The organism is Paraconexibacter sp. AEG42_29, from assembly GCF_040581415.1.
Classification (GTDB): domain Bacteria; phylum Actinomycetota; class Thermoleophilia; order Solirubrobacterales; family Solirubrobacteraceae; genus Paraconexibacter.
The window spans coordinates 2,733,664-2,754,924 of the sequence record NZ_CP114014.1 but is presented as its reverse complement, the minus strand read 5'-3'; the positions used below and the strand labels follow the sequence as shown (position 1 = coordinate 2,754,924).

At 73.2% G+C, this 21,261-nt stretch carries 19 protein-coding genes, 1 tRNA gene and 1 riboswitch; of the genes, 13 read left to right on the top strand and 7 right to left on the bottom strand.

From position 1 onward, the window contains the following. Positions 1–72 precede the first annotated feature (72 nt). From DSM112329_RS13295 to DSM112329_RS13285, 3 genes are all read right to left on the bottom strand, one after another. Complete coding sequence (locus DSM112329_RS13295; RefSeq protein ID WP_354702304.1) at positions 73–228, bottom strand: hypothetical protein; 156 nt, start codon at positions 226–228, stop codon at positions 73–75. 266 nt (positions 229–494) lie between these two features. Beyond that, positions 495–1,478 (bottom strand): diacylglycerol kinase family protein, encoded by a 984-nt coding sequence (locus tag DSM112329_RS13290; RefSeq protein WP_354702303.1) that lies wholly within the window; start codon positions 1,476–1,478, stop codon positions 495–497. Between the two features lie 58 nt (positions 1,479–1,536). After that, positions 1,537–2,481: a glycosyltransferase gene (locus DSM112329_RS13285; protein ID WP_354702302.1), complete on the bottom strand. Its 945-nt coding sequence runs from the start codon at positions 2,479–2,481 to the stop codon at positions 1,537–1,539. Positions 2,482–2,514: 33 nt separating this feature from the next. Between DSM112329_RS13285 and DSM112329_RS13280 the strand changes: the two genes are divergently transcribed. Genes DSM112329_RS13280 through DSM112329_RS13265 form a run of 4 tightly spaced genes read left to right on the top strand, consistent with a single transcriptional unit; the run spans position 2,515 to position 6,181 of the window. Beyond that, complete coding sequence (locus DSM112329_RS13280) at positions 2,515–3,222, top strand: methyltransferase domain-containing protein (RefSeq protein WP_354702301.1); 708 nt, start codon at positions 2,515–2,517, stop codon at positions 3,220–3,222. A 60-nt stretch (positions 3,223–3,282) separates the two neighbouring features. Then, on the top strand, positions 3,283–3,837 hold the full coding sequence (locus tag DSM112329_RS13275; RefSeq protein ID WP_354702300.1) for an RNA polymerase sigma factor: 555 nt from the start codon (positions 3,283–3,285) through the stop codon (positions 3,835–3,837). Continuing rightward, the gene (locus DSM112329_RS13270) at positions 3,834–4,718 is read left to right on the top strand and encodes a hypothetical protein (RefSeq protein ID WP_354702299.1); all 885 of its coding nucleotides are present in this window, start codon (positions 3,834–3,836) and stop codon (positions 4,716–4,718) included. Before DSM112329_RS13275 ends, DSM112329_RS13270 begins: the two co-directional genes overlap by 4 nt. Then, positions 4,715–6,181, top strand: coding sequence for a hypothetical protein (locus tag DSM112329_RS13265; protein ID WP_354702298.1), 1,467 nt, complete (start codon positions 4,715–4,717; stop codon positions 6,179–6,181). Before DSM112329_RS13270 ends, DSM112329_RS13265 begins: the two co-directional genes overlap by 4 nt. A 31-nt stretch (positions 6,182–6,212) precedes the next feature. Here the strand turns inward: DSM112329_RS13265 and DSM112329_RS13260 are convergent, their stop codons facing one another. After that, positions 6,213–7,187, bottom strand: a complete 975-nt coding sequence (locus tag DSM112329_RS13260; RefSeq protein ID WP_354702297.1) for a magnesium transporter CorA family protein — start codon at positions 7,185–7,187, stop codon at positions 6,213–6,215. Positions 7,188–7,357: 170 nt separating this feature from the next. Next, positions 7,358–7,474: riboswitch (SAM riboswitch) on the top strand. 58 nt (positions 7,475–7,532) lie between these two features. On the opposite strand from DSM112329_RS13260, the gene thrC reads away from it, so the two are divergent. The 4 genes from thrC to ligD are packed head-to-tail and all read left to right on the top strand — an operon-like array spanning position 7,533 to position 12,182. After that, positions 7,533–8,798 (top strand): threonine synthase, encoded by a 1,266-nt coding sequence (gene thrC, locus DSM112329_RS13255; protein ID WP_354702296.1) that lies wholly within the window; start codon positions 7,533–7,535, stop codon positions 8,796–8,798. A gap of 33 nt (positions 8,799–8,831) precedes the next feature. Further along, positions 8,832–9,107, top strand: a complete 276-nt coding sequence (locus tag DSM112329_RS13250) for a ubiquitin-like small modifier protein 1 (RefSeq protein ID WP_354702295.1) — start codon at positions 8,832–8,834, stop codon at positions 9,105–9,107. Positions 9,108–9,122: 15 nt separating this feature from the next. Beyond that, positions 9,123–9,848 carry an acyltransferase gene (locus tag DSM112329_RS13245; RefSeq protein ID WP_354702294.1) on the top strand — a complete coding sequence of 242 codons (726 nt, stop codon included), beginning with the start codon at positions 9,123–9,125 and terminating at the stop codon, positions 9,846–9,848. Between the two features lie 15 nt (positions 9,849–9,863). Continuing rightward, complete coding sequence (gene ligD, locus DSM112329_RS13240; protein ID WP_354702293.1) at positions 9,864–12,182, top strand: DNA ligase D; 2,319 nt, start codon at positions 9,864–9,866, stop codon at positions 12,180–12,182. Here the strand turns inward: ligD and DSM112329_RS13235 are convergent. Further along, positions 12,179–12,493, bottom strand: coding sequence for a hypothetical protein (locus tag DSM112329_RS13235; RefSeq protein WP_354702292.1), 315 nt, complete (start codon positions 12,491–12,493; stop codon positions 12,179–12,181). The two genes, ligD and DSM112329_RS13235, sit on opposite strands and share 4 nt — an antisense overlap. A 160-nt stretch (positions 12,494–12,653) precedes the next feature. Between DSM112329_RS13235 and DSM112329_RS13230 the strand changes: the two genes are divergently transcribed. Beyond that, on the top strand, positions 12,654–13,565 hold the full coding sequence (locus DSM112329_RS13230) for a LysM peptidoglycan-binding domain-containing protein (protein ID WP_354702291.1): 912 nt from the start codon (positions 12,654–12,656) through the stop codon (positions 13,563–13,565). Between the two features lie 46 nt (positions 13,566–13,611). Further along, positions 13,612–13,836, top strand: a complete 225-nt coding sequence (locus DSM112329_RS13225) for an RNA-binding S4 domain-containing protein (RefSeq protein ID WP_354702290.1) — start codon at positions 13,612–13,614, stop codon at positions 13,834–13,836. Between the two features lie 83 nt (positions 13,837–13,919). Here DSM112329_RS13225 and DSM112329_RS13220 read toward each other — a convergent pair whose 3' ends face one another. Continuing rightward, on the bottom strand, positions 13,920–14,825 hold the full coding sequence (locus DSM112329_RS13220; protein ID WP_354702289.1) for an alpha/beta fold hydrolase: 906 nt from the start codon (positions 14,823–14,825) through the stop codon (positions 13,920–13,922). Between the two features lie 89 nt (positions 14,826–14,914). Between DSM112329_RS13220 and DSM112329_RS13215 the strand changes: the two genes are divergently transcribed. The 3 genes from DSM112329_RS13215 (at position 14,915) to DSM112329_RS13205 (ending at position 19,479) form a co-directional block, all read left to right on the top strand. Next, positions 14,915–15,853 carry an AIR synthase related protein gene (locus tag DSM112329_RS13215; protein WP_354702288.1) on the top strand — a complete coding sequence of 313 codons (939 nt, stop codon included), beginning with the start codon at positions 14,915–14,917 and terminating at the stop codon, positions 15,851–15,853. A gap of 211 nt (positions 15,854–16,064) precedes the next feature. Then, positions 16,065–16,137 (top strand) — tRNA-Arg (locus DSM112329_RS13210). Positions 16,138–16,479: 342 nt separating this feature from the next. Beyond that, positions 16,480–19,479 carry a DUF4394 domain-containing protein gene (locus DSM112329_RS13205; protein WP_354702287.1) on the top strand — a complete coding sequence of 1,000 codons (3,000 nt, stop codon included), beginning with the start codon at positions 16,480–16,482 and terminating at the stop codon, positions 19,477–19,479. A 22-nt stretch (positions 19,480–19,501) separates the two neighbouring features. Here DSM112329_RS13205 and DSM112329_RS13200 read toward each other — a convergent pair whose 3' ends face one another. Further along, positions 19,502–21,211, bottom strand: coding sequence for a glycosyltransferase (locus DSM112329_RS13200; protein WP_354702286.1), 1,710 nt, complete (start codon positions 21,209–21,211; stop codon positions 19,502–19,504). Positions 21,212–21,261 lie beyond the last annotated feature (50 nt).

Below are 21,261 nucleotides of genomic sequence, written 5' to 3'. Positions count from 1 at the left end.
TCTGCTGGGGCTGGGCGGCGGGGACGATTCCGCGGAATCGGATTCCGCGGAATCGCCGAAGACCCCTGCGACTCAGGCACGGAGCACCTCGGCGATGCGTTCGCGGAGTCGCTTGGCCTGGATCCGGACGTCGCCGAACCACGTGCCACCGAGCAGGACGACCCCCGGCCCGCCGTCGGCCGGGTGAGGAGCCTGCTCGCGGACATCCGCCGAAGAAGGTCTCGGCACGGCAGTCGACGACGACACCCTCCGGGATCGCAGGCTGCGGAGCATCGCCAACGCGTCGACGCCCCGCGCCGGCGCTGCCCGCGCCGGCCTCCGGTCGGTGGTCGGAAGGCACCACGTCAACGGGCTACCCGCCCAACCGGCGCCTGACGCCAACCGCCGCAGACGCTCCTTCGACGGTCCCGTGCAATGCGAACGTCGGTTCTCCCGTCCTCACCCGCGGGGAAACCGACGCTCACGCGCCCGCGGTCCGCAGCCAGGCCCGGTCGTCAGCCGACGACGGTCAGCGCCTGCGGCAGCACCGTGAAGCGCGCCTCGGTGACGTCGCCGATGTGGTCGCCGTCCACCTGCAGCGGGATCGGCCGGCCGTCGGTGCTCGTGACGACCAGGCCGTCCACGCCGGCGAATTCCTCCACGGCGCGGTGCCTCGAGAGGTGCGCGTTCGGGGCGAGCATCCGGTAGATGACCCCGGGCATGATCGTCGGCGTCGAGCGCTTGAGCACCACGCCGGACACGTCGCCGCTGCTCAGCGACGCGCCCTCGGCCAGGTGCAGCGGGATCTTCTTGAAGTAGGAGTACGGATCGGCGTTCTGGACGAGCGCGGTGACGCCTTCGAGCGCCGTGCCGTCCGGCAGCGTGACGTTCATGCGCGGGGGCTTCGCGACGTACCGCGTCGTGAAGATCGCCAGGCCGGCGTACATGAAGTAGTAGGCGCCGAAGCGATGCTTCAGGCGCGGGTGGCTGTCGACGCGCTCGGTGACCGCGGCGTCGAGCCCGAGCCCCGCGCAGAACGTGAACACGCGGTCGTTGACCTGCACGAGGTCGACCTTGCGCGGCGTGAAGTCGTCGGCGACGCGCAGCAGGTGCTCGGTCGCGTCGACGATGTCGTTCGGGATCCCGAGCAGGCGGGCGTACACGTTGGTGGCGCCGCCCGGCAGGCAGGACAGCGGGGTGTCGGACCCGAGCAGGCCGTTGGCCGCCTCGTTCACCGTGCCGTCCCCGCCGAACGCGACCACGACGTCGTAGCCCTCGAGCGCGGCCTCGCGGGCGATGGCCGTCGCGTCGTTCTTGCCCTTCGTGTCGATCGCGTCCACCTCGTACCGGCCCTGCAGCGCGTAGACCACGAGGTTCTTCAGCCGGTCGGACACGGTGGTCGCGTACGGGTTGACGATCACCAGCATGCGCTTGCGGTCAGTCGGTGCGTCGAGTGCGAAACTCTCGCCCAGGCGTTCGAGGGTGTCGATCGGCGGCATGGCCGGGAGTACACCTGATCGACCGGACCGTTACCACCGGCGGGCCCGCGACGGCCCTTCAGAGCAACGGGCGACGCGCACGCACGCTGCCCGCGACCAGCGCCGCCGCGCCGACCACGTCCGCGCCCACCCGCGCGGCCGCCACCACCGGCAGCCGCCGCAGGCCCCACGGCCGTGCGCCACGCCAGACGATCCGCGCGTACGGGCCGGCGGCCAGGACCAGCACCGGGCGTCGCAGGAGCACCGCCGACACCAGGCCCAGCAGCCCGAGGTCGAAGGCCGCCGTGCGCCGGCTCAGGAAGGCCCGCCGGAAGCACAACGTCCCGCGCAGCTCGGGGATCCGGGCCGCCATCACCGGGAAGTACCGCAGCCGGGCGTGCTCGGCGACGAAGCTCCCCGCCGTCCCCGGGAAGACCGCATGCGCGACGCGCGCGTCGGCGGCGAACGCGACCCGTCCGCCGGCCCGCGCGATCCGCCAGCCGAGCCAGACGTCCTCGCCGAGCTCCTTCGACCGCCGCGGGCTGAGCCACGGCTGGAAGCCACCCACCCGCGCGACCCACGGTGCCCGCACCACGAGGTTCGCCGTCTCGTAGAGGCCGGTCAGCTGCCCGACGCGTACGGTCCGGTCAAACGGACCCGCCGGGCCGGCCGGGACGACGGTTCCCTGGACCAGGTCGGCTCCGTCGCCGAGCGCCGCGAGCGCGCGCTGCAGCCAGTCCGGCGCCGGGACGCAATCGGCGTCGGTGAACGCCAGCACGTCCCCGGACGCCACGGCAATCGCCGCGTTGCGGGCGGCACCGGGACCGACCCCGCCGGTGCGGACCACCTGCGCGACCACCGCGTGCGCGCGGGCGAGGTCGCCGGTGCCGTCGACCGAGCCGTCGTCCGCGACGATCACCTCGACGTCACCCGGGACGGGCAGCTGCCCGGCGAGCGCCTCCAAGAGCGCGCCGATCGTCCCGGCGGCATCGCGCGCGGGAACGATGACGCTGACCGCGGGCACGTCCGAACCGTACAGCCGCTACGGTCCCGCCGGATGGCCGACGCCGATCACATGGCCCGCTTCTGGGACGCGCGTGCCCGCGAGGACGCCAACTACTTCGTCGACAACCGGATCCAGTACGGGGCCGGCGACGACGGGATGTTCTGGGAGCAGGGCGCGCGTGACCTCGCCCAGATGTTCGAGCTCCTGGACGTCGCACCGAAGCCTGGCGACACGGTCCTCGACGTCGGCTGCGGCGTCGGACGGCTGCTGAAGGCGCTCACGCCGCAGGTCGCGCAGACCATCGGCATCGACGTCTCCGCCGAGATGGTCGACCGCGCCCGCGCGAACCTCGAGGGCCTCCCGGTCACGCTGCACCACGGCGACGGCCTCTCCCTGAAGCCCGTCGCCGACGCGAGCGTCGACGGCGTCATCTCGATCGTCGTCTTCCAGCACATCCCGGACCCGGACGTCACGCTCGGCTACATCCGCGACATCGGCCGGGTGCTGAAGCCGGGCGGCTGGGCGGCGATCCACGTCTCGAACGACCCCACGATCCACAGTCGCGACTACAAGATGCCCTCGCGGCTGAAGCAGCTCGTGCGGCGGGCGCCGCGCGGGCAGGACGATCCGGCCTGGCGGGGCAGCGCTGTCACGCTCGACGGCCTCGCGGCCGCGGCGGCCGACGGTGGCTGCGACGTCGAGAAGACCGTGGGGGAGGGCACGCAGTTCTGCGTCGTCCGCCTCCGCCGCCGCGCCTGAAGCAGGGCAAACGCACATCGCTGCGTCACAGAATCGGCGCTCGCGTCAAGGTCACTGTGGATGCCCGCTGCCGACCGCCTCACCCCCGAACGCCTCAGCGCCGCCTACGAGCGCGACGGCCGCCGGCTGCTGGTGTGGCTCACGCGCCGGACCTACGACGCGCAGCTGGCGACCGACCTCGTCGGCGAGACGTTCGCCCGCGCCTTCGCGTCGCGGCGCCGGTTCGCCGGCGGGGACGACGACGCCCTCAGCGCCTGGCTCTTCGGCATCGCCCGCAACACGCTGCACGAGGCCCTGCGCCAGGGTGCAGCCGAGCGACGGGCGATGCAGCGACTCGGCGTCGAGCGCGTCGTCCTGACCGACGACGAGCTGCTCCGCGTCGAGGACCTCGCGGAGCTCGGGACGCTCAAGGTCGCGCTGCTCAGCGCGCTGGACGAGCTCAGCCAGGAGCAGCGCGACGCCGTCCGCCTGCGGGTCGAACGCGAGCTGGGCTACGACGTCATCGCGCAGCGGCTCGGCATCAGCGAGCAGGCCGCGCGCGCCCGGGTCTCACGCGGGCTGCGCCTGCTGGCAACCGCCCTCGACGGCCACCGGCCCGCCGAGGGGACGTCATGAGCCCGGACCGGCGCGACGACGAGACGCGCGAGCACCGGGACCCGGACGCGATCCTGGCGGAGCTCGGGCGGCGCCTGGACCAAGCGTACGCGGCCGCCCCGGCGCAACTGCGCGGCGCCGCGCGGCTCCGCGACGGCGCGGAACGGGTCCGCGGGGCGCTCGGCCGCCACCCGGTCGTCGGGCGGCGCCGCTGGATCGGGCTCGGCGCGGTGGCCGCACTGCTGGTCGGGCCGACCGCGGTCGCCACCCACGACACGCTCTTCGGCACCAACCCGCCGGCGGCGCCAGGGTCGCTCGACGGCCCGGGGGCGCTGTCGCCGGACGCCGCCGGGACGCCGGTCGCCGTGGCCGCGGGCAGCGCGCGCGGGATCCCGTGGCGCCTGTCGGCGTCGCTGTGCCGATACGGGACCGTTCAGGCCGTCGGGCTGTTCCTCGATGTCCCCGGCGGCGGGGCCGGCTCGCGCTGCGACGTCGCCGCGCGCCGCGGGGGCCTGCCGACCGGATCCGCGACGGGTGCTCCCTCGCCGGCCGCGCTGCGCGACCGCCGCATCCAGACCTACATCGACCCGGTCGCGGACGTCACCTGGGTCTTCGGCGTCCTGCCCGCGGGCGCGACCGCCGCCGCTGTGCGCTCCCGCCCGCTCGAGGTCGCCGGTGCGCCGGGCGCCACCACGCGTGCGATGGCCGTCGCGATCGATCCGCGCGCGGTCCCTCGCGGCGTCCCGTCCGGCCTGTCCGTCTTCGCCGTCGCGCTGCCCGGGGCCCGCGAGGTCACCGCCACCACGGTGGCCGGCCCGGACAGCTCCGTGGTCCTGCGGTGCACCCGCGCCGGCCGCTGCCTTCCCGCCACACCCACACCACCCGAGGAGTCCCGCCCGTGATCCGCGCCCGCCACACCCTGCCCGTCGTCGGCGTCACCTGCGCCGCAGGGCTGACCGCGGTGAGCCTCGCCTCAGGGGCGAACGAGCGGCGGCCCCCGGTCAGGTACGCGAGCCCGGTCCCGTTCGGCGTCGCCGGCTGCCTGCCCTCGCCGGCCGCCATCGTGCGGCTGAACCCACGCAACGGCAAGCTCATCCGGCCCGCGGCGCCGGCCGCCCCGGCCACCGCGGCGAAGCCCGTCCCGAGCGACCGGCTGCTGGACGCGTTCAGCGTGCTCAGACGGCCCCGCACGGCCGGCGACACCCTGCCGAAGGCCGCGCTCGAGCGTCTCCGCGTGACCGGTGCTGAGTTCGACGCCACGCGCGCCCGCCTGATCCGCACGACGCCGCGTGGCGGACAGGCGTGGCTCGTGCCGGTGGCCGACATCCGGGCCGTGGACTGCGGCGGGGTCGCGCCGGCGTCGGTCCTCTACGACGTCCGCGCCCTGCGCGCACGCAGCAAGGTGCTGCAGCGCTTCCTGCGCACCGCTCCCGCCCGGTCGGGAGCGCCTGCCGTCCGTCGCCTGCGCCCGCTCGCCGTCCCGGCGCTGCCTGCGGCCCCCGTCGCCGGTGGGTCTCCGGCGCTCACCGTCCCGGCCAAGCCGCTGCCGTCGCGGCTGCGCGGCGGGTCTGCGGCGAAGCGCCTGCGTGCGGCCAGGGCCGCCATCGCGGCGACGGACAAGCCGCTCGAGGGCGCGGTCGTCGTCGCGCTCGGCGACGCGCCGAGCGGGGGTGGCGGCTCCGTCGCGGACCTGCTCCGTGCGCGGGCCCGTCCGACCGTCGAGGGCTGCTCGGGCCCCGGCGGGCGCCTCGTGGCCATCAGCGGCCTGGCCCCGGACGGCGTGCGCGAGGCCTTCCTGACCGCCCCCGACGGCACCGCGATCAAGACCACGGTGCAGAACAACGCCTACGCCTTCATCGTCCCGCCGGCGCGGACGGTCCGCGAGCGCTACGTCACGTGGACGAAGGGCGGGCTGCCGCAGGTCACCGCGGTGGACACCGTGCCGGCGATCACCGGCGGGGTGCGCTGTCCGGCCGCCGTCGCCAAGCTCCCGCGGGTCAGCCCCGCAGCCGGCGGCTTCGACTCCGTCGTCTACGCGAACGGCTCCACCATGCGCCTGCTGCCGGCCCTTCGTGCCGTCCGGCCGGGGCCGGGCCGCGTGCTCCCGGTGCCCCAGGCCTACCCGACCAGGCCGCCGGTCCTGAAGGCTCCGGCCCCGCGGCCGCCCGTGACGACGCGGCCCGTGCCGGCGACGCCTGCCCCCGCACCCCGCCCGGCGGCTCCGGCCCCGCGCCCTGCGACCCCCGCCACCCCTGCCCCGGCACGCCCTGCGGCACCGGTCCCGGCGCGCCCGCCCGCGCCCGCCGCGGCACCGTCGCGGCCCAGCGCGCCCGCCCCGGTGCCCGCGCGCCCCAAGGCACCCTGACCGACGACGAACGGCGGCCGGCCGGCGCGGGCTACAGCAGCCCGCGCCGGCGGAATGCGAAGAGCATCCCGCCGAGCAGCACGACCATCACGCCCACAACAGCCCAGAAGCCGGCGATGTGCCCCTCACCGGGGACGCCGGTGTTCATGCCGAAGATGCTCGCCAGCAGGGTCAGCGGGAGCAGGACCACGCTGAACGCGGTCAGGACGCGCAGGATGTCGTTCAGCTGGTGCGACAGCACGGACTCGTTGGTGGACTCGAGCCCCTCCGAGACCTCCTTGAAGTTCTCGAGCATGTCCCAGATCCGCTCGGACGCATCGTTGATGTCGTCGAAGTAGATGTCCAGGCCCTCGGGGATGTAGCGCTTCGTGCGCTCCAGGTCGCCCAGGGCGGCGCGCTGCGGCCGGACGATCTTGCGGAAGTTGATGATCTCCTGCTTGGCGTTGGAGATGTCCCGCACGACTTCCTTGGAGCGGCCCTCGAAGATGTCCTCCTCGAGGCGCTCGAGCTTGTTCCCGATCTTGCGCAGCATCGGGAACGACGCGTCGACGCAGTCGTCGACGATCTTGTAGAGCAGGTAGCCGGCGCCCTTGGAGAACAGCTGCTCGCGGAAGTCCTCGCGGGCCCGGGTCCGCTCGAAGAGGTACTCGACGGGGGCGAGCGCCTCGTTCGGGAGCGTGATGACGTAGTCGGGGCCGACGAACATGTCGAGCTCGGCGGCGTTGAGCCGGCCCACGTTCTTGTCGAACGCCGCGAAGTGCAGCACCACGAAGAGGTAGTCGGGGTACTCGTCCACCTTCGGGCGCTGGTTGCGCGAGTAGACGTCCTCGTAGTCCAGCGGGTGGAAGTCGAAGTGCTCCTCGAGCCAGGCGCGCTCGTCCTGCCGCGGCCGCTCGATGTTGATCCAGCGCAGACCGTCGTGCTCGACGATCTCGACGCGCGGGGCGTCGTCCTGCTCAGGCGGCCGTGAGGCTCCCGACCCGCGGGTGCGCGCGGTCCTCCGCAAGCGTGGCTTGGGCAGGTTCGGCACGGGGACTTCGGGGCTCGTCGGTCAGGGGCATGGCGGCGACGGGTCGGGGACGCGTCGTGCGACAGTTTACCGGGCGACGTGCGCGCGAGGTTCAAGCCCCGTTGGTCCGTGCCGATCGAACGTGTACACTCGGTCGTACATAGCTGGACACATCCAGAGGGGTGGAGGGACTGGCCCGACGAAACCCCGGCAACCAACCGCACGCGACGCACCGTCATCGGTGAACAGCAGCGGGAAAGGTGCCAATTCCTGACAGATGTGGCCGGAGTTCAGAGCCTTGCCGCACCGAACCTCCGCCACGAATCACGCGGAGGTTTTTTCATGCCGGCAACAGCCCTGAAGTGTCGAGAGTGCAAGACGGAGTACGCCCTGGAGGCGCGCTATGTCTGCGAGAAGTGCTTCGGTCCTCTCGAAGTCGCCTACGACTACAGCGCCCTCGCGGGCGATCCGGACCATCAGCGTCGCCGCATCCAGGCGGGGCCGCAGAACATCTGGCGCTACGCGGACTTCCTGCCGCTCGCCGGCGGCTCGCCGGGCGCCTCCACCCGCGGCGCCTCCCGCTCCGGCCTCCCGGCCGGGTGCACCCCGCTGATCCGCGCCGACCGCCTCGCGGCGGAGCTCGGCCTCAACGAGGTCTGGGTCAAGAACGACGCGGCCAACCCGACGCACTCCTTCAAGGATCGCGTCGTCTCCGTCGCCACCCACCGCGCCCGGGAGCTCGGCTTTGACACGCTCGCCTGCGCGTCGACCGGCAACCTCGCCAACGCCGTCGCCGCCCAGGCGTCCGCGCTCGGCATGCGCTCCTACGTCTTCATCCCGTCCGATCTCGAGGAGCAGAAGATCCTCGCGACCGGGGTCTACGGGACGAACGTCGTCGCCGTGAAGGGCAACTACGACGACGTCAACCGCCTCTGTACCGAGCTCTCCGGTGAGCGCGACCGGTGGGCGTTCGTGAACGTCAACATGCGCCCGTACTACGCCGAGGGGTCCAAGACCCTCGCGTACGAGATCGCCGAGCAGCTCGGCTTCCGCACCCCCGATCGCATCGTCGCCCCGATCGCCTCCGGGTCGCTCTTCACGAAGATCGCCAAGGGCTTCGAGGAGTGGCTCGAGCTCGGCATCGCCACCGGCGAGCTGCCGACCATGAACGGCGCGCAGGCACTCGGCTGCTCCCCGGTCGCCACGGCGTTCGAGAACGGCCACGACGTCTGCCGGCCCGTCAAGCCCGACACGATCGCCAAGTCGCTCGCGATCGGGAACCCGGCCGACGGCCCGTACGCGCTCGAGCTGGCCCGCCGCAGTGGCGGCAAGATCGACTCCGTCACCGACGACGAGATCCGCGAGGGCATCGCGCTGCTCGCCCGCACCACCGGCGTCTTCACCGAGACGGCCGGCGGCGTGACGACGGCCACGCTGAAGAAGCTGGCCGACCGCGGGGACATCGATCCCGACGAGCGCGTCGTCATCGTCATCACCGGCGAGGGCCTGAAGACCCTCGACGCTGTCCGCGACAGCTTCACGACCCACACGATCGAGCCGAACTACGACGCCTTCGAGGCCGAGTTCGCCGTCGCCGGGTCCCGTTAGAGCCCCACCCAGGAACCAGGAAAGCACCACGTCATGAGCGTCAAGGTCAAGATCCCCACCCAGCTGCGCGCGATGTCGGGCGGCGAGGGCGTCGTCACCGTCGAGGGCAGCACCGTCACGGAGGTCCTCGACGCGCTGTTCGCCGTGCACGGTGAGCTGCGTGAGCGGATCTACGACGACGAGGGCGGCCTCCGCCGGTTCGTCAACGTCTACGTCGGCGGCGACGACATCCGCTTCGAGCAGGGTCTGGACACGCCGGTCCCCGCCGGCGGCGAGGTCCAGATCCTCCCCGCCGTGGCGGGTGGCTGAGCGGTCCTCACGCTCGTGAGCGCCGCGCTGCAGCTGCTGCGCGCGCTGCGGTTCCGCCTCTGGGCGCTCACGGTCCAGGCGCGGCTGCGCCGGCTCGGCGGGCGCCTCGTGCTCGAGGTCGCGGAGGTGCCGCGGTTCCTCAGCCCGCCGCGGCTGGAGATCGACGGCTACCCCGGCACGCTCACGCTGCGGATCGGCCGCGACGTGAAGATCGGGCGGGATCTCGTGCTCGACGTGCGTGCCGGCCTCGACGGGACGATCGACATCGGCGACCGCGTGACCTTCCAGAACGGCGTGCGCCTGCAGCCGTGGGGCGGCGCGATCCGCCTGGCCGCGGACGCGCAGGTCCGCGATCGCTGCGAGCTGAAGTCCGCGGGCGAGCTGCGGGTCGGACGCCGCTCGATCCTCGGGCGCACCACGACCGTGCACTGCGAGACGGCCATCACGATCGGGGACCTCTGCGGGTTCGCCGAGCGCGTCACGGTCATCGACTCCGACCATGGCTTCGACGGGTCCGGCACGTTCTTCATGGAGCAGCCGCTGCGCAGCACCGCCGTGACGCTCGCCGACAACGTCTTCCTCGCCACGAACGTGGTCGTCCTGCGCGGGACGACGATCGGCGCGAACAGCGTCGCCGCTGCGGGCGCCGTGCTGAACGGCGGCGACTTCCCGGGCGGCCATGTCATCGCGGGGACGCCGGCGCGGGCGCTGAAGGCTCTCGGCGGCGGGGCGGGGTCGTAGAGTCGGCGGTCCCCGATGGCCGCCCCGCTCGACGACTACGCCGCCAAGCGCGACTTCGCCGCCACCCCCGAGCCCGGGGCGGACGACAGCACCAGCGCCGCCGGCGACGCCCCGCGGTTCGTCGTCCAGGAGCACAGCGCCACCCGCCTGCACTGGGACCTGCGCCTCGAGCGCGACGGGGTGCTCGCGTCGTTCGCCGTCCCCCGCGGCCTCCCGCCCGAGCCCGGCACGAACCACGTCGCCGTCCGGACCGAGGACCACCCGCTCAAGTACCTCGACTTCCACGGCGAGATCCCGGCCGGCAGCTACGGCGCCGGGACGATGACGATCTTCGACCACGGCACCTACGACGTCCTGAAGTGGGTCGAGGGCGAGAAGATCGAGGTCCACCTGCACGGCACCCGGGAGTCCGCCCGCTACGCGCTCTTCCCGATCGGCAAGAAGGACGGGGATCCGGAGTGGATGATCCACCGGATGGACCCGCCGGCCGACCCGGACCGGGAGCCGATGCCGAAGGCGCTGACGCCGATGCTCGCGCAGATGGCGAAGGCGCTGCCGCCCGCCCGCGAGCAGGCGAAGTGGGCCTTCGAGGTCAAGTGGGACGGCGTGCGCGCGATCGCCCACTCGATCCCGGGCACCATCACTTTGCGCTCGCGCGCCGGCAACGACATCACCGCCCAGTATCCGGAGCTGCACCGCCTGAACCGGGCACTGCACGAGCACCAGGTGATCCTCGACGGGGAGATCGTTGCGCTCGACTCGGGCGGTCGCCCGTCCTTCGGCGCGCTGCAGCAGCGCATGCACGTCACCCGCGACGCAGCCCGCAAGCGGTTCGCGAAGGAGCTGCCGGTCACGTTCATGATCTTCGACCTGCTGTGGCAGGACGGGCACTCGCTGATGGGGCTGCCGTACCTCGAGCGCCGAGCCGCGCTGGCCGAGCTCGGGCTGGACGGCGAGCGCTGGAAGACGCCCGACCACGTGGTCGGCCAGGGCGATGCGCTGCTGGCGGCAGCGAAGGCGCAGCGCCTGGAGGGGATCATCTCCAAGCGCCTGGACTCGACCTACGACCAGGGGCGCCGGACCGGGGCGTGGCGCAAGCACAAGCTGCTGCGGCGGGAGCACCTCGTCATCGGCGGGTGGGTCCCGGGCGAGGGGCGCCGGCGCGAGCGGGTCGGGGCGCTCCTGCTCGGTCAGCCGGTCGACGGCGGCGGGCTGCGGTCGGTGGGCAGGGTGGGGACGGGATTCAACGACGCCGAGCTCAAGCGGCTGAGCGCGCTGCTGCTGGAGCGCGAGCAGGAGCAGTCGCCGTTCGCCGACATCGAGGGCGCCGCGAAGATCCCGAAGGGGGCGATCTACTGCCGGCCGGACCTGACCTGCGAGGTGGAGTTCCTGGAGTGGACGACGGCCGGCACGGTCCGGGGCCCGTCCTACAAGGGCCTCGTCGACACGACGCCCGCTCGGCCGGCGCGCCGGGCCGTGGTCGCCGACGGGACGCGGGCGGAGGACGTGCCGCTGTCCAACCCGACAAAGGTCCTCTATCCCGCCAGCGGGTTCACGAAGCGGGACCTCGTCGACTACTACGTCGCGATCGCCGACGTCCTGCTCCCGCACCTGCGCGACCGTCGCCTGACGCTCAAGCGCTATCCGGACGGCGTCGAGAAGCCGCACTTCTACGAGAAGAACGCGCCGTCGCACCGGCCGGACTGGGTGACGACGTCCGAGGGGTTCGTGGTGGCGGACTCGGCGGCGGCGCTCGCGTGGCTCGGCCAGATCGCCGACCTCGAGCTGCACACCCCGCTCGCGCGGGCCGACGCGGTCGATTGCCCGACGATCCTCGCCTTCGACCTGGACCCCGGCGAGGGCGCCGGCCTGGCGGAGTGCTGCACGGTCGCCACGTGGCTGAAGGCCATGCTCGGCGGCCTCGGCCTGGAGGCGTTCCCGAAGACGTCGGGCTCCAAGGGCATGCAGGTCTACGTCCCGCTCAACCACCCGTCGGCGACGTACGCCCAGACGAAGGGGATGGCGCGCATGGTCGCCGAGCTCCTCGCGAAGGAAGCGCCCGAGCTCGTGGTCGCCACGCAGTCCAAGGCGCTGCGCAAGGGCAAGGTGCTGGTCGACTGGGCGCAGAACGAGGACTTCCGCACGACGGTGTGCGTCTACTCGCCGCGGGCCACGACGCGGCCGCAGGTCTCCACGCCGCTGAGCTGGGACGAAGTCGCCGCGGGGGACGCCGAGGCGCTGGTGTTCTCGCCCGCCGACGTCCTGGAGCGCGTCGCGCGGGACGGCGACCTGTTCGCGCCGGTCGCCACGCTGGTCCAGCAACTTCCTGGCTAGGGACCAGCACAAAGGACCTGCAGGATCGTGAGGGCGCGGACCGGGTCGGTGCGCATCAGCGCGAACGCGGTGCTGGCCTGGCTGACGTCCTCGACCGTGACCTCCTGCCGTTCGACGCAGAAACGGGCGATCCAGCGCACCGCGGCCCGCTCGTAGCGCTCGGGCTCGCGGTCGCGCAGCAGGACGCAGACCTCCAGCGCGTCGTCGAGGCGAACCTGGGGTAGCTCGGCCGCAGCCGCGCGGATCAGCATCAGGTTCTGCGTCGCCAGGGCACGGCGGAAGCGTTGGTAGGCAGAGCCGGACGACGTCACGAACGTATGTTCGCATGCGTGGCGGAGGGCATCACGAGCCATTCCCGCAAACAGCGGGAATCGCCGGGCGGTCCGGCGGGGCGCTGCAACGGCGCTGTCAACGCTCCGTAACCACGCTCGCGGAGCTGTGGCCCGGCGGACCGTGGGTAGGGCTCGGGGCATGCTCCGCCGCGCGACGCTGCTCGCCGTCCTGTCCCTCGCCACCGTGTGCGCCTCCGCGCCGGCGGCGGTCCACACGGTCGCGGCGGGGGAGAGCCTGTCGTCGATCGCGGCCGCCGACGGGCTGACCGTCGCCGCCCTCGCCGCGGCGAACGGCCTGCCGCCGGACGCCGGGCTCCTGCAGGGGACCACGCTGCAGATCCCGGCCATCGGCGCCGCACCCGCACCTGCACCCGTCGCGCCGGCGGCGTCCGCGGCAGCCACGCCGACGGCGGCCGCCGTCGCGCCGCAGCCGCTCGGTGCGTACACCGTGCGCCCGGGGGACACCCTCTCCGCCCTCGCGGCGCAGACCGGCGTGTCCGTGTCGCAGATGGCGTCGGCGAACGGGCTTGACCCGGACGGGTTCCTCGTCGCCGGGACCGTCATGAAGCTCCCGGCGGGCACGCCGGCCCCCGCGCAGAGCAGCGCGCCGGCGCCGCCCGCGCGGACGGCGGCCGCCGCACCCGAGCCGACCACGGGCAGCGTGAGCGCCGGCGACATCGCCGCGGTCGCCAGCCGCAACGGCGTCGACGCGTCGCTCGCCTCGGCGATCGCCTGGCAGGAGAGCGGCTTCAGCAACGGCGTCGTGTCGTCCGCCGGCGCCCGCGGCGTGATGCAGGTGCTGCCCGGGACGTGGGAGTGGGTGCAGGCAAACCTCGCCAAGCGCCGGCTGGACCCCTCGTCGGCGATCGACAACGTCGGCGCGGGCGTCCTCTACCTGGGGTCGCTGCTGCGCGACACCGGCGGCGACCAGGCGCTCGCCGCTGCCGGGTACTACCAGGGCATCAACTCGGTGCGGCGCATCGGCATGCTGCCGGAGACTCGGCGCTACGTCGCCAACGTCATGGCGCTCCGCGGCCGCTTCGGCGGCTGAACCGGGGCTGGCCGGCGGGGCCCGACCCAGGCGGCATACTGGTCCGGTGCGCGACGTCCCCATCCGTGACGAGGTCATCCGCCTCGGACAACTCCTGAAGTACAGCGGCCTGGTGGACTCCGGGACCGAGGCCAAGCACGTCCTCACCGAGGGCCTCGTGCAGGTCAACGGCGAGCCCGAGTCGCGCCGTGGCCGTCAGCTGCGGGCCGGCGACGTGGTCGCGCTCAAGGGGGACGACGAGCCGGTGCGCATCACGCCCTGCCCGACGTAGCCGCCACGGGGTCTCGCCGAGACCCGTTCCTCATCACCCAGTCCGATGCTCGTCGGGTTTCGGTCCCTCGAGGAGATCCAGGGTCATCGCGCGTGCAGCGGCGCGGGGCCGCCGTCCGCCGCCCTCGCCTGATCCGCGATGAGCTTCACGAGCCGCGGCCAGAGCCCGCGCGGCAGGTCGTGGCCCATGCCCGCGACGACCTCCAGGCGCGCCCCCGGAATCGCCTTTGCGGTCGCCTTGCCGCCGGACACCGCGACCATGCGGTCGCTGTCGCCGTGGACGACGAGCGTCGGCGCCGTGATCCCCGCGAGGGCCTTGGTGCGGTCGCCGGACGCGAGGATGGCAGCCATCTGGCGGGCGGTCCCGCGGCGGTCGCCCGAGCGGTCGAAGCTCGCGCCCGCGATCTCGCGCGTCCCCTCGCGGTCCCGCTCGAAGCCGGGCGAGTGGATGACGTCGGCGAGGGCCAGCGAACGGGCGATCGCCTCCTCGCGCTCGGCCGAGGCCGGCTTGAGCAGGTAGGGCAGGACGCGCGGCGACAGGATCCCGACGAGGGGCGCGCCCGTCGTCGACATGATGGACACCAGGCTACGTACGCGACCGGGGTGCCGGACAGCCAGCGTCTGGGCGATCATCCCGCCCATCGACACGCCGACGATGTGCGCGGACTCGACGTCCAGCGCAGCCAGCAGGTTCGCCGCGTCGTCGGCCATGTCGTCCAGCGTGTAGGCCGGACTACGGGGCCGGCGCAGGATCAGCTCGAGCGGACCGGGTGGCGGCGTGGCGCTGAAGTGGGTCGACTGCCCCACGTCGCGGTTGTCGTAGCGGATGACGTGGTAGCGCTCGCCCGCCAGCAGCTCGCAGAACTCGGTTCGCCACGCGAGCATCTGCGTGCCGAGCCCCATGATGAGCAGGATCGTCGGGTCGGCAGCGTCCCCGAAGGTCTCGTAGCAGAGGTCGATCTGCCCGGCGGTCGCATGCTGTTCGGCCATGTTGCAAAGATAGTGAGCGCCTCCGAGCGCCGAGATGCGATGCGCGTCAACCTGTCTGGCGCGCATCGCGGCTCGGCATACTGGGCGCGATGACCGAGGCGGAACTCACAGCGCTTGCGGCGGCCGTGCGCACCGCGGCGGGCGTCGAGGGCAAGCGTGACCTGACCCTGATCGCCGAGCTCGATGCCGGCATCGACGGCGACGACGCCGCCCTCGTCCCGCACGGCGACGGCTACCTGGTGCTGTGCGGCGAGGCGATGGCGCCGGGCTTCCTGCTGGCCGACCCTTTCGGGGCCGGAGCGGCCGCCGTCGTGACCAACGTCAGCGACGTGCGGGCGATGGGCGGCCGGCCGCTCGGCATCGTCGACATGATCGTCAGCCCCGACCACGAGCACGCGCGAACCGTCCTTGCCGGGCTGAAGTGGGCGGCCGGACTCCTCGATGTCCCGATCGTCGGGGGACACCTGACCATCGGGCACGCCCCGGCGCTGTCGGCCACGTGCACGGGGACCGTCCGCGTCCCCCTCCGTGCGGCCGCCGCCCGGCCGGGGGACGTCCTCCTGGTCGCGTACGCCACCGAGGGCCGCTTCATGAGCGAAACGGGCACCTTCTTCACGTCGCTGCACGACCGCCCGGCGGAGCTGCTGCGGACGGACGGCGAGGCCCTCGTCGAGGTCGCCGAGGCGGGCTGGTGCCACGCGGCCCGCGACATCTCGATGCCCGGCGCGGCCGGGTCGCTGCTGCAGATGGTGGAGCTCGCAGGCTGCGGCGCGACGCTCGACGTCGAGCGCCTCCCGCGGCCCGACGACGCTGCCCTGGAGCGCTGGCTGCTCACCTTCCCGAGCTACGGCTACCTCCTCGCCGCCCCCCCGGAGCACGCGGCGCGGGCCGTGCAGGCGTTCACCGACCGCGGGCTCGCGTGCGCAGCGTGCGGCAGCATCGATGAGGGGCGGACGGTGCGGCTCGCCGCGGGAGAGCAGACCGTGACGGTCTGGGACCTGGGCGCCGAGGCCCTCACGGGGCTTTAGCCGGCACGGGGCGGTTTCGACGGCCAGCGTCGTAGGGACCGAGCGCCCGAGAACCGCCAGGCCGGCCGCCGTCAGCGTGTGGAGGACAGCCGCGTCGGCTATGCCCCCGCAGGTCCGGGCGTCATATGCCGGTGATCGTGCGCATCCCATCGGACAGAACGTACGTTCTGGTCGGTCGCGCGCGACGATCCGCTAGGCTCCAGCAGCCCCAGCGCCCGTAGCTCAGTGGATAGAGTGCTTGCCTCCGGAGCAAGAAGCCGCTGGTTCGAATCCAGCCGGGCGCGCTGTCGAAACCCCCGTCGACACGGGGTATTCGTCACTCGGGATTGCGGTGTGCCAGGGCCACATGCGCCGCGTGGTTCTCGCCGCCTCGCTCACCACGGTCATCCTGGACGCCGCCAGCAATCGCGCGGGACAACGCCTGCGCGAACGTCCCGGCAAGGTGACGGTTCGCTTCGCAGATCGCGTCTGAACGCCTGACGGGTCCCCACCGGACGCCGCCGCGCCCGATTGGTCGCTTTTCTTCCTGCCGCGGTCGTACATCTGTTTAGGTGTGGATCTTCTTATCCGCTTTTCGGGGAGCCGCCATGTCTCGTTCGTCCGCCTGCAGGCGCCTGTCCGCTGTCTTGATCGGTGCCGTCGCGGCTGGAGCCGCGATCGCCCCGGGAGCGCACGCCGCGCCCGCGAAGGTCGCTTACGGGCTTTCGGGCACGAACCTGCTGTCGTTCGACCCGGCCACGCCCGGGACGACCCAGACCGTCGCGATCTCCGGGATCGTCGGCGGCGAGACGCTCGTCGGCATCGACGTCCGCCCGCAGAACGGCCGCCTCTACGCGCTTGGCGTGAACGCCGGCGCGGACACCGCGACGGTCTACGTCATCGGCAGCCGGACCGGAGTCGCGTCGCCCGTGGGCACTCCCGGTGCCATCGCGTTCGTCGCCCCGGGCGACGGCGTGACCCCGATCGACCTGCCCGACCCGGCGACCGTCGGGTACGGCTTCGACTTCAACCCTGCCGTGGACCGCATCCGCGTGGTCGCAGGCAGCCTCGACTTCCGCGCGAACCCCAACACCGGCGGCCCGGTCGACAACGACGGCAACCTCGGCAACGGGTTCACGGCCGACGGGAACACGAACGGCGGGACGAGCACGGTCGACGCCGCGGCCTACACGAACAACGTCGCGAACAACGGCATCACCACGCTCTACACGCTCGACGCGGCCTCGAACGCCGTCTACATCCAGAACCCCCCGAACAACGGCACCCAGACGCTGGCGCAGCCGATCACGCTGAACGGCAACCCCCTGGACTTCACGGGCGTCTCCGGCTTCGACATCGACGCCGCGGTCCTGGCGCCGGCGTCGAACATGGCTGCGCCGGCCGGGTCCGTCGCCTTCGCGGCGCTCAACGTCGGTGGCACGACGAGCCTCTACTCGATCGTCCTCGCGAGCGGCAACGCCACGCTGATCGGCACCATCGGCGCGGGCACGACCGCCATCCAGGGGCTCGCGCTCCAGGACGACTTCGACCGCGCCGGTTTTCCGACGATCGCGCTGACGTCGGACGGCGCCGCGCTCCTGCGCTTCTACAGCGCCACGCCGTCGGTCGCGACCGTCGCGCCCGTCACCGGCCTCGTCGCAGGTGACACGCTCGTCGGCGTCACCTGGCGCCCGCAGACCGGCCAGCTGATCGGCGTCGGGGTCAACGCCGGCGCGGACACCATCAGGCTCTACGTCGTCGACCCGCAGTCCGGTGCAAGCACCGCAATCGGCGCCGGGCCCACCGGCTACGTCGACAACGGCGGCGCGACCATCGACCTGCCGAGCCCCGCCACTGTCGCCTACGGCATCGACTTCAACCCCACGGTCGACCGCGTCCGGATCGTCACCGCAGGCGGGCTCAACGCACGCGCGAACCCTGTCACCGGTGCAACCGTCGACGGCAACGCAGGCGCGGCCGGAACCCAGCCGGACGGGAACATCAACGGCGGAGGCGTGACCGGCGTCAACGCCACGAGCTACACGAACGCGTTCACGCAGTCGCTGATCGGTGGCACCACAACGCAGTACACGCTCGACGCGGGGACCGATTCCCTGTACATCCAGAACCCGCCGAACAACGGGACGCAGACGACGCCGCTGCCGCTGACGCTCGGGGGCAGCCCGGTCGACTTCAGCGCGTTCGTCGGCCTCGACATCCCCGGTGACGTGGCCGTGGCGACCAGCACGGCCGTCGCCGTCGGCGACGGCCTGATCGCAGGCACCGTCGCCGGGACGACGAGGGTGTACACCGTGAACCTCTCCACCGGGGCACTCACGAGCCTCGGGCCGATCGGCACCGGGCTGGTCCTTGCCCGGTCGATCGCCGTCGGCGACGCCCAGCGCGACCCGGCCGTGCTCTCCGCGGCGCCCGCAGCGCTCGCATTCCCATCCCGGGCGGTCAACGCAGGCCCGTCCGCGGTGCAGACGACGGTCGTGACCAACGACGGCGGAAGCCCCGCGACGCTGACGGCCCTGGCGGTCACCGGGACCAACGCCGGCGACTTCAACCGGCTCACCGGCGGCCCGGCCGACTGTGCCGTCGGGACCGTCCTGCTCGCCGGCGCGACGTGCAACGTCCGCGTCACGTTCGACCCGTCCAACGTGGGCGGGCGCTCTGCGACGCTCACGGTGAGCAGCAACGCTCCGGCACTCACGGTCGCGCTCAGCGGCACCGGCGGGAGCAACGGCGGCAGTGGCGCCGGTGGCAGCGGCACCGGCACTTCGGGGACGGCGAACCCGCTCGCGGCCGGCCCAGGCACCTTGGACTTCGGATCGCGTGATGTGGCTGATGGCACGAGCACGCCGCTGACGACGACCGTCAGGAACGGCGGGTCCTCGCCGCTGACGCTGAGCGGCCTGACCCTGACCGGGGCGGACGCGGCGGCGTTCGCGCTCCTCGCCGCCGAGACCGGTGACTGCAAGGTCGGGACGGTACTCGCGCCGGGTGAGACGTGCACCGTGCGGATCACCTTCGATCCAGCCACGGTGGGTGACGCTGTCGCCACGCTCTCGGTGACCGCCGGGACCGCTACCGCCACCGTCCAGCTTTCCGGCAGAGGCACGAGCCGCACCGCCTCTGTGGTGATCCCGGACCCGCCGGCGACTCCGGCGCCCGGCCCCGGGGCCTCACAGGCTCCCGTACCCACCGCGCCGGCGGTCCCGTCGGCGCCGGTCCCGCCCGCGACGGCGGCGCCCGGCACGCCGGCGACCCCGGCCGCGCCCGCCAAGCCCGCGGTCGCCGCGAACGCCCGGTTCACCCGCAGCGGCAAGGCCGCCCTGACCGGTGGGGGCACGAGCCTCAATACGGGCATCGTGGTCGCCTGCCCCACCACTCGGTCGAGCGCCTGCACGACGAGCGTCCGCGTGGGTGTCCGGGGACGTCGCGGCCGCCTGATCACGATCGGGTCGACGAAGAAGGCGTACAGCGTGCGAGCGGGCCGGACGCAGAAGCTGCAGGTCACGCTGACGGCCGTCGGGCGCCGCCTGCTCAGGAACGCCGACGGGCAGAGGCTGACCGTCACCGTCACCTACCGCACCGCGGGTGGCAAGCAGGCCCGCCGGCTGTTCGCGATCACGGTGGGCTGAGGGGGATCGATCCGCCGCCCGGTCACGGTCCCCACCGCCGTGACCGGCGCGCCCGCTGCCGCAGGGCGAAAGTCACGCGCACGCCTTCGAGCGTGACGGCCAGGGACATCTTCGACTCCCCGGCCACACGCTCGGAGAAGACGAACGGGACCTCCTCGATCCGCGCACCGGTCAGGTGCGCGAGCTGCGTCGTCTCGACCTGGAACGCGTAGCCGGCCGACAGCATGCCGTCGAGCCCGAGGCCGGCCAGGCAGTCCGCGCGCCACAGCTTGAAGCCGCCGGAAAGGTCGTCGTATGGGAGCCCGAGCACGAGCTTGGACCCCGTGCAGCCGACCCGGCTGAGCACGCGCCGGCCGCGCGACCAGCCCGCCGTCCCGCCACCAGGGAGGTAGCGGTTGCCGATGACCAGGTCAGCAGAGCGCGCCTCCAGCACCGCCAGCATGTCGAGCAGCTTCTCCGGTGGGTGCGAGAGGTCGCAGTCCATCTGGCCGATGACGGCGTAGCCACGCTTCAGGCACCAGTCGAACCCGGCCCGGTAGGCCATCCCGAGCCCGTCCTTCGCCTCCCGGTGCAGGACGTGCATCCATGGCCGTTCGGCCGCCAGCGCATCGGCGAGCGCGCCCGTGCCGTCCGGTGACGCGTCGTCGACGATCAGGAGCTCGAGCCCGGTGGCGGCGAACCGCTCCACGAACCGCGGCAGCATCTCCACCTCCTCGTAGGTGGGGACGACGACGACCGACCCGGCGCGGCGTGGACGGGCGGCGACCGTGCCGGCGGCCGGCGGGACGAAGCCCGCCACCATCGCCGACGAGATCCGCTGCGTCGCAGCCGCCCGACCGATCCCGCCCGCGACCGCCACCCCGGCCTCCACGATCCCGGCCGCCAGCAGCTCGCCCGCCAGGGAGACCACGCGCAGCGCGACGGCCAGCGCGGTCGCCGGACCGGCGCCGATGGCGACGCCGACGCCGACGATGAACGCGCCGTCACGCAGTCCGAGCCCACCGGGCGCCAGCGGTACGAGCACCCCGAGCAGCCAGGACAGCGCGAACGCCCCGATCAGCAGCCCCGTCCCGAGGCCGTCGATTTCGAGCGCACGCGACAGCACCACCGCCCCGGCGCCGGTCGCCACCCAGCCCGCGGCGTCCACCGCGACCAACGCGGCCAGCGTCCGGCCCGGCAGCAGCCCGGCGGTGCGCAGCCCGCGCGCTTCGAGCAACCCCACCAGACGTCCGCCGAGCCACTGCGGCCGCAGCGATGCCGCGAGCGCGAGGACCAGTCCGAGCAGCACGAGCGCGGGCCACGACGGCCGCACGCCGGCGACGACGAACCCGCCGACCGCCGCCAGCGCTCCGGCCGCCACGGCCGCGAGCTGCTCGTAGCCGGTGACGGTCAGCATCTGCGGCGCGGTCGCACCCAGCCGGTCGCGTTCGCGGACGCGATAGGCGAACCCGAGCAGGCCGCTCGGCTCGTACCGCAGCAGGAACGAGCGCGACCACAGCCGCAGCGCCGCGCCTGCGTCGCTGCGGACACCCAGCCGCCGCAGCCCGACCAGGAAGGTCAGCGCCTGGAGCAGCGGCGCGAGCGAGAACAGCAACGCGGCGACGGCGAGGTCGCCGGGCCGGCTGGACCAGGGGAGGTCCGCGAGCGCGTCGCGCTGGCCGTACACCACGACGGAGAGGCCGCCGACGCCGGCGACGGCAAAAGCGGCGCGGAAGAGCTGGGAGCGGGTCATGGGAGCGAATACACCACTGTTGACCATCGGTTAGCAAGATCAGACGAAAG

What these genes read in the sequence shown, in the direction of transcription:
- DSM112329_RS13280 (WP_354702301.1), top strand. Translation starts at nt 2,515, where the DNA reads ATGGCCGACGCCGATCACATGGCCCGCTTCTGGGACGCGCGTGCCCGC.
- DSM112329_RS13270 (WP_354702299.1), top strand. Translation starts at nt 3,834, where the DNA reads ATGAGCCCGGACCGGCGCGACGACGAGACGCGCGAGCACCGGGACCCG.
- DSM112329_RS13200 (WP_354702286.1), bottom strand. Translation starts at nt 21,211, where the DNA reads ATGACCCGCTCCCAGCTCTTCCGCGCCGCTTTTGCCGTCGCCGGCGTC.
- thrC (WP_354702296.1), top strand. Translation starts at nt 7,533, where the DNA reads ATGCCGGCAACAGCCCTGAAGTGTCGAGAGTGCAAGACGGAGTACGCC.
- DSM112329_RS13230 (WP_354702291.1), top strand. Translation starts at nt 12,654, where the DNA reads ATGCTCCGCCGCGCGACGCTGCTCGCCGTCCTGTCCCTCGCCACCGTG.
- DSM112329_RS13290 (WP_354702303.1), bottom strand. Translation starts at nt 1,478, where the DNA reads ATGCCGCCGATCGACACCCTCGAACGCCTGGGCGAGAGTTTCGCACTC.
- DSM112329_RS13275 (WP_354702300.1), top strand. Translation starts at nt 3,283, where the DNA reads ATGCCCGCTGCCGACCGCCTCACCCCCGAACGCCTCAGCGCCGCCTAC.
- DSM112329_RS13250 (WP_354702295.1), top strand. Translation starts at nt 8,832, where the DNA reads ATGAGCGTCAAGGTCAAGATCCCCACCCAGCTGCGCGCGATGTCGGGC.
- ligD (WP_354702293.1), top strand. Translation starts at nt 9,864, where the DNA reads ATGGCCGCCCCGCTCGACGACTACGCCGCCAAGCGCGACTTCGCCGCC.
- DSM112329_RS13220 (WP_354702289.1), bottom strand. Translation starts at nt 14,825, where the DNA reads ATGGCCGAACAGCATGCGACCGCCGGGCAGATCGACCTCTGCTACGAG.
- DSM112329_RS13215 (WP_354702288.1), top strand. Translation starts at nt 14,915, where the DNA reads ATGACCGAGGCGGAACTCACAGCGCTTGCGGCGGCCGTGCGCACCGCG.